Annotated in this window: 12 protein-coding genes and 1 pseudogene; 4 read left to right on the forward strand and 9 right to left on the reverse strand. The window is 36.7% G+C overall.

Annotation, left to right across the window (positions count from 1 at the left end):
- Positions 1 to 130: 130 nt before the first annotated feature.
- On the forward strand, positions 131 to 1180 hold the full coding sequence (locus KHA97_RS14700; protein WP_213125452.1) for a hypothetical protein: 1050 nt from the start codon (positions 131 to 133) through the stop codon (positions 1178 to 1180).
- A gap of 88 nt (positions 1181 to 1268) precedes the next feature.
- Here KHA97_RS14700 and KHA97_RS14705 read toward each other — a convergent pair whose 3' ends face one another.
- The 3 genes from KHA97_RS14705 to KHA97_RS14715 form a co-directional block, all read right to left on the reverse strand.
- Positions 1269 to 2177 (reverse strand): alpha/beta hydrolase, encoded by a 909-nt coding sequence (locus tag KHA97_RS14705; protein ID WP_213125453.1) that lies wholly within the window; start codon positions 2175 to 2177, stop codon positions 1269 to 1271.
- 64 nt (positions 2178 to 2241) lie between these two features.
- Positions 2242 to 2832, reverse strand: a complete 591-nt coding sequence (locus tag KHA97_RS14710) for a TetR/AcrR family transcriptional regulator (RefSeq protein ID WP_213125454.1) — start codon at positions 2830 to 2832, stop codon at positions 2242 to 2244.
- Positions 2833 to 3153: 321 nt separating this feature from the next.
- Entirely contained in the window at positions 3154 to 3648 is a 495-nt protein-coding gene (locus tag KHA97_RS14715) for an SRPBCC domain-containing protein (RefSeq protein ID WP_233713578.1), read from the reverse strand.
- Positions 3649 to 4023: 375 nt separating this feature from the next.
- Between KHA97_RS14715 and KHA97_RS14720 the strand changes: the two genes are divergently transcribed.
- Positions 4024 to 4224 (forward strand): hypothetical protein, encoded by a 201-nt coding sequence (locus tag KHA97_RS14720; protein ID WP_213125456.1) that lies wholly within the window; start codon positions 4024 to 4026, stop codon positions 4222 to 4224.
- 267 nt (positions 4225 to 4491) lie between these two features.
- Here the strand turns inward: KHA97_RS14720 and KHA97_RS14725 are convergent, their stop codons facing one another.
- From KHA97_RS14725 to KHA97_RS14745, 5 genes are all read right to left on the reverse strand, one after another.
- Entirely contained in the window at positions 4492 to 5316 is an 825-nt protein-coding gene (locus tag KHA97_RS14725) for a putative protein N(5)-glutamine methyltransferase (protein ID WP_213125457.1), read from the reverse strand.
- 220 nt (positions 5317 to 5536) lie between these two features.
- Positions 5537 to 6664 carry an acyltransferase family protein gene (locus KHA97_RS14730; protein WP_213125458.1) on the reverse strand — a complete coding sequence of 376 codons (1128 nt, stop codon included), beginning with the start codon at positions 6662 to 6664 and terminating at the stop codon, positions 5537 to 5539.
- A gap of 305 nt (positions 6665 to 6969) precedes the next feature.
- On the reverse strand, positions 6970 to 7758 hold the full coding sequence (locus tag KHA97_RS14735; RefSeq protein ID WP_213125459.1) for an ABC transporter permease: 789 nt from the start codon (positions 7756 to 7758) through the stop codon (positions 6970 to 6972).
- Positions 7759 to 7765: 7 nt separating this feature from the next.
- Complete coding sequence (locus KHA97_RS14740) at positions 7766 to 8389, reverse strand: ABC transporter ATP-binding protein (RefSeq protein ID WP_213125460.1); 624 nt, start codon at positions 8387 to 8389, stop codon at positions 7766 to 7768.
- A gap of 149 nt (positions 8390 to 8538) precedes the next feature.
- On the reverse strand, positions 8539 to 9015 hold the full coding sequence (locus KHA97_RS14745) for a GNAT family N-acetyltransferase (RefSeq protein WP_213125461.1): 477 nt from the start codon (positions 9013 to 9015) through the stop codon (positions 8539 to 8541).
- Between the two features lie 622 nt (positions 9016 to 9637).
- Between KHA97_RS14745 and KHA97_RS14750 the strand changes: the two genes are divergently transcribed.
- On the forward strand, positions 9638 to 11077 hold the full coding sequence (locus tag KHA97_RS14750) for a L,D-transpeptidase (protein WP_213125462.1): 1440 nt from the start codon (positions 9638 to 9640) through the stop codon (positions 11075 to 11077).
- Positions 11078 to 11267: 190 nt separating this feature from the next.
- Here the strand turns inward: KHA97_RS14750 and KHA97_RS24650 are convergent.
- Positions 11268 to 11377 (reverse strand): annotated as a pseudogene (locus KHA97_RS24650) (hypothetical protein); the annotation flags it as partial.
- 280 nt (positions 11378 to 11657) lie between these two features.
- Between KHA97_RS24650 and KHA97_RS14755 the strand changes: the two are divergent.
- Positions 11658 to 13568: a PhoX family protein gene (locus KHA97_RS14755; protein WP_213125463.1), complete on the forward strand. Its 1911-nt coding sequence runs from the start codon at positions 11658 to 11660 to the stop codon at positions 13566 to 13568.
- Positions 13569 to 13689 lie beyond the last annotated feature (121 nt).

Genomic DNA, 13689 nt, shown 5'->3' on the forward strand with positions numbered 1-13689 from the left:
GAGGTATTTTACCTACCTTTTTTGTTCTTTGTCTAAAATAATGGGACGATACTAATTGACTTTTCTTATTGATCTTCAGCTGAAGGATTTCCCTTTATTTTAGAGAATATAGAAAAGTGGAGGTGTGTTTATGCGAGATGATATTGTCGTGGATTCTAGTAAAATTGTGAGCTTAGAAAATTACAATTTCAGCGGATTAGATGCTTCATTAATTGGAGCCATAAAGTCTGTTATTGACTACTACCAACTTCCTTTAACGACATCATGGATATATGGGATGACAGGGTATGCTTTTTTACATGTACTTGATGAAGAGATGGTTAAACCGAATATTGGGCCACCAGAGCCTGAGATTTTTAAGCTGATTCGTAATCTAGGAATTGACATTAATGGATTCCATGATTATGCCGAAGGGGAAGATTTTAAAAACTTACAAGCGGTAGCATGGGAGAAAGCGAAATTAGCGATTCGCTCCAAGCAGCCAGTATTTGCAAAAAACATTGATATCAGAAACCAAACTTCCGTTGTATATGCTTATAGTGATATTGGTTATTATACGAAATCATGGCATACAGGGTATGAACATAGTGAGGATGTTATTCCTTGGAAGGCACTTGGTCTCGGTCTTTGTCCTTGCATCAACTGTGTAAATTCTCGCAAAGAATCTAAATTCGTAACCCCTACAGGCGGTCTTATTTCTTTACATTGGGCTAAACCGATAGAAGCAGTTGATGAATTGAAAGCTTTTAAAGAAGCTCTTGAATTTGTCATTCATTTGAATGAAGAAGGTATTTACAAATGGGAAGGCAAAGCGTATTTTGTTGGACAAAAGGCTTATGAACGTTGGTTAACGGCGATAGAAAATAATGCTATCAATAAATATTATTTCAGTCTTTTCATAGAGATTTTAAATGAAGGAAGACATCATGCTGCAAAATTTCTAGCTGAGATAAAAGAGAAATTTGCTTTTATAGACAAACAACTGATTGATGATGGAATAACAACATACAGTGCGATTACGTCACGGTATAAAATGTTGAATGAAATGTACCCGTATGAAGAGCCGCCGGTCATTGAATTGAACGAGAAAGAACGTTGCATTACTATTGTGAAAGAGTTAATGGATTTAGAGAATAAAGCATTGAATACACTTAATGAAATCTATGCTTGTTTGAAATAACTCGAAAGCAGCAACGACGTGTACAATTCCACGTTATTGCTGCTTTTATATTGTCTAGTAATCTTATTAACACATAAGAAAACTGACATCAATCAATTGGATTCGTTACTAAATTCTCTTTAACATTTACATGCCTCCCCAAAAATTCAAATACACTAGGCCAAAATTGAGGATCAGTTTCGGAACTGCGGTGTCCTTTGCTTTCAACATATAAATATGACTTCTTTGTTCCATCCACTTTGTGATTATCAAGTAAGTAAGCCAGGTCCTTTGGCGGCACATAGTTATCATTTTTGGAGTGAATCATCAATACAGGAGATTTCTGATGATCCATTGCCTCAAGGACATGAAATTCTTTTAATTGTTTTTTCGATATTCCTGCCCTAATGAACATCATCTTTGAGATAATTGGTCCAAGGGGAAAGTAAGGCAACTTATAATGACTTAATGATGCCTCCATAATCGTGCGGAATCTTGTTGGCATTGAATCAGTAACTAACGCTCGGATACCGAGGGATTTCGTATTTGCAATAATGCTGCCAAAAGCACCGAATGAATGTCCAAGCAGAACAATCCGATTAGGATCAATATCCTTCATCTGACGGGCATATTGCACTGCTGTGATTATATCATCATGGAAAGTTTTAACCGTTGGAGCTTTGTCGCCATCGCTTTCTCCGTGGCTTCTGACATCGAACATAAGTATTGCATAGCCTGCATCGTATAAAGGCTTCACATAGCGCAACATTCGAGTTTTACCCGATCCCCACCCATGTACGAGAATGATTAAAGGACTTTGTTTTTCCGTAGATGAAGCTGGAATAAACCATCCTCTCAGCTTTGTATTTCCATTTGGAATCACTATGTCCCGAAAGGGTACGTCCGGCGTCTTATTCGTCGCTATCCGCTTTGGTGTCTGACTTTTCACTACCATTGCCCATAACCCAACCGCTATCCCTCCAAGCAGAAGTAGGAAAATACCTATAAAAATAATCATCGTTTTCCTCCATTTTTCATTTTATTTTAAAACCATTCGGTCTGTTTTTTTCATAAAAAAAATACTAAGTACGTAAACTTTCTATATAACTCGTTAAGTTTTCTAACGTGCGCTGCATATAGGTGCTATCATGATAAAGTTGACTCATCATCACTCCTCCTTCCATGGTCGAGACGATATAGATTGATACGGATTCGGCATCGACTGATGAAAGAATTTGTCCTGCGCGTTTACCTCTGTTGATTACAATGCGGATAAACTTCAAAAATTGATTCATTGCATGGCGGGCTCTTTCGCGTAGGGCAGGATGTGCATCGTCGCTCTCAATCGCTGTATTTAACAAAGGACAGCCACCTTTTAGTGGTGGATCTTCAATAATATTGCGATAAATCGAGACGATTGAGATTAACTGATCAATTGCGGATGTTTTCCCTTTTATTGCCTCCGCATATCTTCGACTTAACCGACTGATAGCATAATCGAAAGCCTCAAGTGCAAGTTCATCCTTGCTTTCAAAATGATTGTATATACCCCCTTTCCGCAAACCGGTTACTTGCATAATATCTGATATTGAAGAGCCTGCGTATCCTTGTTGATTAAATAGCTCAGCCGCTTGCATGATAATATATTCTCGAGTTTTTGCTCCTTTTCGCATAGCTATGGCTCCTCCTTAAAAAGGACCGATTGGTCTTAAAATTAGAATAGCACACTTGTGGTTTATGAACAATAATCTCATAAAAAAAACTAAATAAGAAGTATCCCAATTGCTTTTTATGAAACAAGATGCTGCAGATCGTCTGGATAGGATTTTAGTGATGTGACATTCTTAAACGGGAATTACTGATGTAGCCTTGGAGTAAAGTTTTATAAACTTTACTCCTTGATAAAAGGGCAAATAGAAAAAGCGTGTTTTGAAAAAGATGATCAAAACACGCTTTTTCTATATTCAATTGAATCATCCTAATATGATGTATTCTTATAGCTTTTCCATCTTTTCAAGATGCTTAGCAAACCGTTCCATCGAATCGATTGCTCCTTGTTCCATTCCTGTATCTAAAGACCCTTGGAGCGCTTCAGCCGATTTGAATTCCGTTCTGCTCGTCAGTTTTGTCTTCTCTCCTTCAATTTCTTCAAACGTATCGTACGTCACTGACTCATGCTGATTAAAAGGTTCGATGTCAAAAATTTGAGTATAGACAAGCCTTTTAGGACTGACAACCTCTCGGTAATTTCCAATGAACGGATATTCGGTGCCATCTTCTCCTTTTTGCACATACCTGTAGGAACCACCTTGACGCAAATCCACATCACAAACGTAAAGCGGTACGCCCCCGTAGCCCCACCAGAGAGAAACATGTTCAGGCTGTGTCCAAGCATCCCAGACTAATTGCTGAGGCACATTATACACACGCTCAACAATAAGGGCCAGACCCTCTACACGAGAAACAGTTTCGATTTGTTTTTGATTCATACTCAACCTCCGTTAGAAAATTATTCCACACCATCGTATGGTATGTTTTTCCTCGTCCAATTGCATTTGAGGTTCCTAGTTGGCAGATAATAGTATGGTATTGATATATATTCGCTCAAGATGGCTGTTATCCTTCATTAATAATCCCGTCTCTTTAAGTACATTCCTTCATAAACTTTACTATTTTATAATTTATCTTCTAAGTGTTTTTCAAGAATAGGGCTTTATCAAAATAAAGCTCCATTACTGGCTCGTTAATCTTGAATAGTTTCATTTACTAAGATAAGGCTGGCCTACAAAACTACTAAATGATTAGAAATGCTAATGATAATACTTTATTATAATAATAAAGGAACTTAGAAAGGCCGATTAGGTATGAAAAAGTCAAGTAACGCTAAAAATTTCGTAGATAGTTTTATACCACTGGGAATGATTTTTGGTTGCGCTATCGGTGTAATTTTTGGCATGTTTTTCAAGCCAAGCTTTCAAGTATTTACAGTTAGTATAGGTGCTGCAATAGGCTATTTATTTGGAATTATTGCTTATGGCATTTATAGTAAGAATGGAAATTCCTAGTATAAGAATGTGGATAACAGGACTATTTTATAAGCATGCTCTATTTTTAGCATCTTCTTTTAGGTCAATCTATTAATTATTATGAATACAATATCTTTAATGAAGAACTCCGCATCTGGTTTGACCCACCATATTCCACAAACTGGCCCGATTGTTGAGGATCTTAACTACTTTCTCTTGTAAAACAAATGCACCCAATAATCTAAGTAAATTATTTTACATACCTAATGTTAGTTGATTTATTAAAACTCAACTTAACAAATTGTACTAATTAAAATACTTAGTTTTTACTCCCTTTAATTGAGTATACTTATTTACTCTATTTGATCCGATAATGACAGTAGCGTCCAGTTCCTCGTCTCTAGCCACTTTCGTGGTAAGCCCAGCGCCAACAAAGATTTCAAAGGCCTTGGATGCCTGAATTTCGCTCGTCTCTATCAAAAGATGTCCATCGGGAGCTAACCAGAGTAATGCTTCTTCTGCCACTCTTCGCAAAATGTTAAGGCCATCCTCACCTCCATCAAGCGTCACCTTTGGTTCATGTAGGCGTGCCTCCTGGGGGAGAAACTTTATTAACTCGGTAGGAACGTAAGGTACGTTCGCAACCAGGATGTTTACATTGCCTTTAAGTTTGTGGGGTAGAGCTTTATACAAGTCACCTTCAAAAACTTGGCCACCGAAATCCATTACATTGCGGCTAGCACATTTTACTGCGACAGGATCAATGTCAGCAGAATACAATTCAACTCTTACCAAAGCTGCTGCGAGTGCTGCACCCACAACACCTGACCCGCAACATAGGTCAACAACGATATCTCTAAAGCGTAACAGGGCTTCCGCCTGATGAACAAGAAACTCGGTACGTTTACGCGGTACAAAAACGCCTCGACCCACTTCAATTCGTAGACCACAGAACTCCGTCCAGCCCACCACGTATTCAAGTGGTAAACCGTCGACTCGCATTTCCACCATTTTCATAAGAACCTCTAGAGTAAGTGCTTCTGAGATAAGTATGCGGGCCTCATCTTCTGCGAAAACACAACCGGCGCTCCGAAGCTTGTTAACTATACATTTTTCCGTTCTATTATCCAAAAAGAAATTTGTTTTATTTTCTATATTATCTCACCACTCTTGATAAAGTTTGTTTGTAATTCAGAATTCGTTAAAAATAGCTAATATCCTTCTTCAATAATCTGGCCCGATTGAGTCCGTCGTGATCTAAAAATTGAAAACTATGATCCTGTCAGGTAATAGACCTAAACAAAAAAGAACTGAGCATAATTTAGGAGGCTCAGTTCTTTGGATTTTATTTTTATCTTTGCTTCTTATGTACTTTTAGTCCAAAAAACACTCTTGCAACGACAATTCGTTTGATTACAAATTCATACAGTAAAAATGAAGATACCAGTGTCAGGGACATAATCATTAAGAATTTCGGGAAAATACCCAGGTTCAGCTTTACAATATAATATCCTACGACTACTAAAATACTTTGATGAATGATATAGATTGGAAAAGCCGCTTCGTTCATATATGTAATAGTTTTATGAGGAAAGTTCAAAAATTTATTGCCATAACCCAAAATCACAATTAAGGTCAACCAAACATTCATGGTTCTTAATAAGGTCAAAAATATATCCATGGCTGAGAATTTTGGAACATCTTGAATGACATTCATAAGAAAGAAATGACCAGGTACCAAAATGAATATTAATAATAAAGCTTTAAATCGTATACGATTAAACATTTCTTGATACCTAGAGTCACTAGCAGTAATAAAACCCATAATAAAAATGACAAGAAAATAAAATGGATTTTGGCCACCTGGAGCAGGTAGTGCTTGTGTTATAAGTAAGACAATGAAAAAAGAAATGAAAATTAACGGCTTACTAAAAATCTGATTAAATTTATCTATTTTAACTGTATTTAAACGCATGTAACTAGTAAATATAGGTAATGCCACAATGGACAAAACAAATAAATAGAGAATAAACCAAAGGTGTGCAGGTGTAAACGTTCCAAAGTAACCAGATAAATCACTGAAATCTATAAAAAATCCTTTCAAGAATGAGAAGTAGTTCCCAGCCTCACCTGTATGATGCAATAATGCAAAATATCCTTGTGGCGGAACAATGACTAGAACACCGAAAATGAGTGGAATAAATAAACGATCATAACGTTCTTTTAAATATTGGGAACTAGAGCGTTTTTGTAAAGCATACCAACTAGCTGATCCAGCTAGCCAAAATAACAGGGGCATAAACCAACTTGTCGTGGCAATAAACCAGCTTAGTCCCCAACTTAAACTCTCATTTTTTACATAAAACGGATCCCAATAATCAAAAACTCTGGCTGAATGAAACGGGAATAACAATAAGATTCCTAGATTCCTAAGCCAGTCAATATCATATCTTCTTTCCCCTAATGCTTTCTCTTTCACATGTACTCCTCCTGATATTCAATTCCGAAATCACCAATCGAGTAAAAATATAAAATCAGGGGAGTTAAAAGTATCAGTCTTACTTCCTAATAGTACATCTAAATCGATTTCATGAATTTCACGATTCAATTAATAAAGACGCTCTTACATTATTTTACATCAAATTCTAAAATTAATTTTTATCTTCAAACGAAAGGCGGTTAGAAACACGATTAATACAGAATGGTAATAAAGACTGTTCCGATTGTCCCTTAAAGCCTAATGTACCATGGCAAAAAGGTACTTATTAGAGATATCCGCTTTTCTTAACGAACTTCCTTTAATTGCCCTCGTTTATTAAAAAATGTTTTATAACCGAACAAAACAAACAAAATAACGGATAAGGAAACGGCTCCGGCAATACCAAGCATGATGGCAATTTGATATTCAATGGAAACAAGTGGCGAAGCACCGCCTAAAATTTGTCCAGTCATCATGCCAGGTAAAAAAATGATTCCCATTCCTACCATATTATTTATGGTGGGCATCATAGCAGCATCAAAAGCGCGGTTGGCAATTTGTCTTGTCGCTTCTTTAGGCGTAGCCCCAAGCATGAGCGCTCCCTCAACAAGATTCCTCTGAGACTTCATTTCATTCATATATGTATTCACTCCAAGGGTAATACCTGTCATGGAATTTCCAACAATCATGCCGGCAATCGGTATTACGTATGTCGGTAAATACCAAGGCTTAAGACCAACGACTACTAAAATAAAATACGCGATACTGAATAAAACACCTACAATGAGTGATACACCAATTAATTGCTTCATTTGCTTGTTCAAATCATGTTTTAACCGCTTTAATATTGTATAGATGGAAAAACTAATCATGATCGCCAAAATCCCAATCGTATAAAGTGGGTGTGCATTCTTAAATACATATTCTAGAATAAACCCCACTAGGACGAGTTGAATCGACATCCGGAACGTTGCAATAACAATTTCCTTTTCCCGATTGATCCTCCTCCATTTGACGATGCCTACTAAAATAACGATAAATAAGTACGCAGCCGCCAGCCTCCACCATTCTATGTCAATGACTCCAGATTTCATTGGTCCTTCACCTCACTCGCCCTGCATCAATTTCGATTACAGACTCAGCAAATGCTTCCACTACTTCTTTTGAATGGGTAACCATAATCATAGTTTGGCCTTTATCCTTACCTATTTGGAGAATCTTTTGCATCATTTCATGGGCAGTTTCTTCATCTAAAGCTGAAGTCGGCTCGTCCATGATGACCACTTCCGGCTTTAATAATAGAATCCGAGCCAACGCTAACCTTTGCTTTTCGCCACCAGACAGTTCATTCGCGGTTGACTTCAATTCTTTATGTAAATTTACGCAGTCTAGCGCCTTTTTCATTTCAGTATCCGTAGCCTCATCTAAATTAGAAAAACTCCTACCTATCTGTAAATTATCTTTTATCGTTCCGTCATAAATGGATGGGGTTTGCTGCAACATGATAACGCGGCGACGATGTTTAATTAAATCCAATTGTGATAGAGCTTTGCCTTTATAGTAGACCTCTCCAGCATCTGGGCTAATGAGTCCGTTTAATAGCTTAATAAAGGTCGTCTTGCCACTCCCACTTTTACCAATGATACAAGTAGTTTTTCTTTCTGGAATGGCTGCATGATCTATATGTAAAATCTGTTTATATTTCACATTCTCTAAGCGAAACATGATGAACCTCCCGACGACTTTTTCTTTTTCATTATATTAATATTCAAAATTATGAATGTAAATTTATTAACTCCTCTTCCATAAAATTTTGACTGTGCTATTACTTGGAATTTGATTTACCCCTCATTTTTCATTGATTTCCCAATGCTTTAACTAACAAACTCTTGTGTTATTCCTTTTCCTTCCACTACATGCTCAATAAACTGGCCACTTGTGTATTCATTTATGACGCTTCTCCAGAATGATTGTGCAGGTTTATTTTTTTCAATTTGGAAAACTTCCCAATTCCCTCTATGTAATCGAAATATATCTTTAGCGATTAATTTACCTAAACTAGCTCTTCGATATTTTTTCATAATAAAAAACTCAACAATTGAAAAATGTGGTTTTGTTTCGGTTTCGATCCATTTAACTAAGGCAAAGCCTGCGTAATATCCATTCAACTTAACTAAGTATGGAAAATGATGATCTCCCGCCCAATAGTCACTCAAAGGATATTCACTAAATCTTCCGTTTTCCTCAACATGCGCATCAATGAACTCTGTAAAGTCATAAATATACAATTGTAATAAGTTCTTTAGTGTTTCTTGATAATCCAAACTGGCTTTTATAATCTCGTAGTCCATCTTTAAGCATCCTTCTTTCCGTATTCTATATGGATTTTATAAGAAACAACATAAAAAAATATAAGTTTTATTTTCTTTATTGATTTTTCAGCAATTTCTGACCATTTTCCAGAAGTTAATTCAATATTTTTTTAAGTGTTATTTCATATACATCATTTTTAGAAGTAGCATTTAATAACCGATCTGAAAATTTGGGTCCTTATTCGTTAACAAATATTTTTTTCCTCTTTTAATAGCCCTATCAATAAATACTTCTTTAAAATCCCTACTATTGATTTTCGAATTCATCTTTTATTAAAAATTCCCTTTTAGAAACAACTTGTTTACCTTATCCAGATAAACCTTCTACAATTATTAGTTTTGTATTCATAAAAAAATTCCTCCCATCAATTTATGAGATTCAAACAGATGAATTACATAACTAATAAATGGCTCAACCCCACTTACCTCAACTATAAAATTATTTTAAAAATTTATTTCAAATTATGACAAATTCCACACCAAAAGTGTTGTAATATAATAGTAATATAATAGTAATATAAAAGTAAGATAAATAATCAATAGTCTTCGGTGAATTCCACACATATAAAATGCTGGGTTACCAAGTAACGGAGGGAAGTTTATGAGTGCATTAAATCAACCAGTTGTAGAGATTGGACGGCGTAATCGAGTCAAACCACGTACTAATCGCTATCTCACGATAATTGGAGTTAGCATTTTGGTGATTGCAATAATGCTTGCAGGACTTAGCTTTTATCAGGCAACACGATTCAATTCGAACATTACAATTAATGACGTATCAGTCGGTGGACTAACTGCTGATAAGGCAATAGATAAATTAAAGGGAACTGAATTAAAAAATAGAGTCTATGTTGGAGAAGAACTTATTTTAGATGAAAAAGATACCCAAATGGCATTTTCGGAACAAGATGTTTCCGAGATTAAAAAATTGCTGAAAAAACAGTGGACGTTTCTTCCTTCCTCAGAGTCGAAAAATTATTGGGTATTACCTATAAAGAAGGATGAGTTTCGTAACGAAACAATGAAAACACAGTTAGAAGAAAATCTTCTATCCATGAACGAGAATTTAAAAGCTCCGCAAAATGCAGTGGTTAAATTGGAAGGTGGAAAAGTTGTCATCTCTAATAGTGAAGGTGGAGAACAATATGATATTGCCGCTTTATTAAAAGATTTTACAAAACAGAATTATTCGAGCGATATCCATCTAAACCCTGCATACTTAGAACCAATTGAAGCGGATAATCCGATTATTAAAGAAGAGGAACAAAAGTATCATGCATTCCTTGAAAGGACAGTTGATTATAAAGTACAGGACAAAGTATATACGTTAAAAGCTAGTGAATTAATTACAGATGCCTTTATTTCAAAAGATGATGCGGTAACAATCACCGGAAGTGATATTCAGAACAAAATAAATGAGATTAATAATGCTCAATCCACATTAAATAAAACCATTGACTTTAAGACCCATTCAGGAAAAGTCATTCAAGTAAAAGCCCAAGGCTATGGCTGGGCATTAGATGCTGATAAGGAAGCAGAGCTCATCCAAGCAGCATTTGAAAATGGGGAAAAATCGCTCTCTGCTTCTAATATTTACGGCCATGGCTGGACGAATGAGGGCATTGGCTATGAAGCAACAACGAATAATGGTATTGGCGGCACATATGCGGAGGTATCCATTGCCGAACAGCGTGCATGGATCTATAAAAATGGAAAATTGGTCGTTACAACTCATGTAGTAACCGGCAAACAAAGCACTGGAGAAGGTACTCATCCTGGAGTTTGGTATATCCTTTTTAAAAGCTCACCGTACACACTTAAAGGTAGTGCAGTAGGAAATCCCAATTACACCGCAAAGGTTAATTACTGGGCTCCATTCACAAACGATGGCCAAGGATTTCACGATGCTAGCTGGCGTTCAAACTGGGCTAGTAATGCCTATCTTAGGAATGGCTCGGCCGGCTGTGTCAATACGCCTCCAAGCATCATGAAACAAGTGTATGATAATCTCAATACGTATGACCCCGTTGTGGTTTATTAATATGACCGGTTCTAGAACGTCCTATTTAGGAAGTTCTAGAACCGGCCTTTTTATTTCTTAAAAACTTTTCTGGCTTTAATGTTGAGCAATAACAAAACTATGAAATCAATATAAAATTAAAAAGCACAACCCCAAAAGCAGTGCTATTTTTATTTTGGAGAACTTTTACAACGTCTCCAAAATACCCGCTCTATAAATTTTCCCCATTTGATGCGATGACATTTTTATACCAATTAAATGATTTTTCTATTTCCTTTCTAATGTTCTGCTCTCATCGTCGTGTTTATCCACATAGATGAATAGACTTTACACTTGTGGAAGCACTGACTAGGTCGTTACAGGCCCACTACGTATAACCCATAACTCGATACTTCCAGCCATATTTTGAATAATGCTCACTCAATTCCATCTCAGCAAACAGCTCTATTTCATTTATTAGTAAAAAGTACCCGGGGTGAAATACACAGATTTACAAGACTGTAGTAAAGTCTAACAAACTCTTAATATTTCATTAACAATAACCTCATATTCCTCGTTTATGATTGCCTTGTACAAATCATTTTATGGAGGTTGAGAAGAAATGAAAAAGCATATTGCTTTAACACTGACTGCTTCACTACTTTTTCCATCAGCCGCTGCCATACAGGCTGCTCCGAAACAAGCTGAGGTACAAGCAGTCTCATTTAATGGCATGGATGCACCGAAAACAGTTGAGGAAATGTCCAAAGCCTATTCAAATGCGACAATCGATGTAAAGTATAGTGATGGCACAAAGAAAACTTTCCCACTCCGATACGAAAAGCTTTTTAAATCAACAGATACTTTTAGTAAAAATGGAAAACAAATTCCGGCTGGTACACCTATTGACGCAAAAGGCAATCCAATAATAGACCACAGTGTTCCGAATGATCCAGTACCATTTATTTCAGATGCTCCCGATTCTAATAGCCTGTTAGAGCCTCTAAATGGTAATAGTGGCAAGCTTCATTTAGTTTCTCATTATGAGTATCAAACTGTAGACAATTCTGGTTCAAGCGCTTATGGAAGAGTACCTGCCTCAATGACCTTATCAACATTACAGCAGGATAAGAAAACCGGTAAGCTCACAGTTGCTGGTGTGGAGAAAATTGATTTCTCGGAAACAAAAGGGCTTTGGATTCCATGTAATGGCTCACTCTCTCCATGGAACACTCATCTTGGATCTGAAGAGTATGAACCAGATGCACGTATCTTTGAACAGGAACTAGGAACAGACAAGGATTCTACTAACGTAAAATCATTCGCAAACTATTACTTTGGGGAAAAAGGTGCCGAGATGGCTAATCCATATTGGTATGGATTCGTACCTGAAGTAATCGTTCATCCAAATGGCAAAGCAAAGGCTGTGAAACATTACAGCACAGGGCGCTTCTCGAAAGAATTAATGAAGATGATGCCTGATAGCAAAACAGCCTATTTCGGAGATGATGGCTCCTATACGATGATGTTTATGTATATAGCTGATAAAGCGAAGGATCTATCAAGCGGAACTTTATATGCGGCTAAATTCCATCAAACTGGAACAGAAAATGGCGGTTCTGGAGATCTTTCATGGATTAAGCTAGGTCATGCAACAGATAAAGAAATAGAAAAATATATTGAAAGCGGCATTACATTCAGCGACATATTCGAAACATCAACAGAACCAAAGGCAGGATTTACAGCAATCAAAACATACGCTAACCAACAAAAAGTTGAATACTTGAAAGTAAAACCGGGCATGGAAAAAGCTGCAGCCTTCTTAGAATCTCGCCGCTATGCAGCCACACTTGGCGCAACAAGTGAGTTTAATAAAATGGAAGGTCTTGCACTGAATACTGCAGATAAAAAGGCTTATATGGCCATTTCTGATCAAAGCAAAGGAATGGAAGTAAATCCCAGTGATCCACAGGATGACATCCGCCTCCCAAAAATTAAATCTGGTGTTACGTATGAATTAAATTTACAAGCTAACCAAACAGATCGGAATGGAAATAAAATTAACAGTAGCTATGTAGCAGCCTCTATGAAGGGATTAGTCGTTGGTGAAGATATGACAAGCGCTGACGAATATGGGAACACTGCTCATCCTGAGAAAGTAGCAAATCCTGATAACTTATCTTACTCAGATGCGCTAAAAACTCTCTTTATTGGCGAAGACAGTGGCATGCATACGAACAACTATGTTTGGGCGTATGATCCGGAGACAAAAAAGCTTTCCCGCATTCTATCAGTTCCTGCAGGTGCAGAAGCAACAGGATTAATGGCAGCTGATGATCGCAACGGATTCTCTTATCTTATGAGTAACTATCAGCATCCTGGAGATGAACTAGAAGGAAAAAGCATTAAAGCTGTTGACAAAGCCAAGTTAATTGAAACAATTGACCGAGAAATTGGCGTCAATAAATCAGGGGATGTAGGTTATATTTCAGGGCTTCCGAATATTACAAATACGCATCCTTCTAAAAAATAAGTTTTAAAACTATTAGTGATAATATTGATCCATTTTTACCCAGGACCAAGTTTTCTTCACGAAACTATAGTAGACCTCGTTTCATTATTGAAGCGAGGTTTTTTTAATGCGATCCTTGAAT

It is taken from the genome of Lederbergia citri (assembly GCF_018343625.1).
Taxonomy (GTDB): Bacteria; Bacillota; Bacilli; order Bacillales; family Bacillaceae_C; genus Lederbergia; species Lederbergia citri.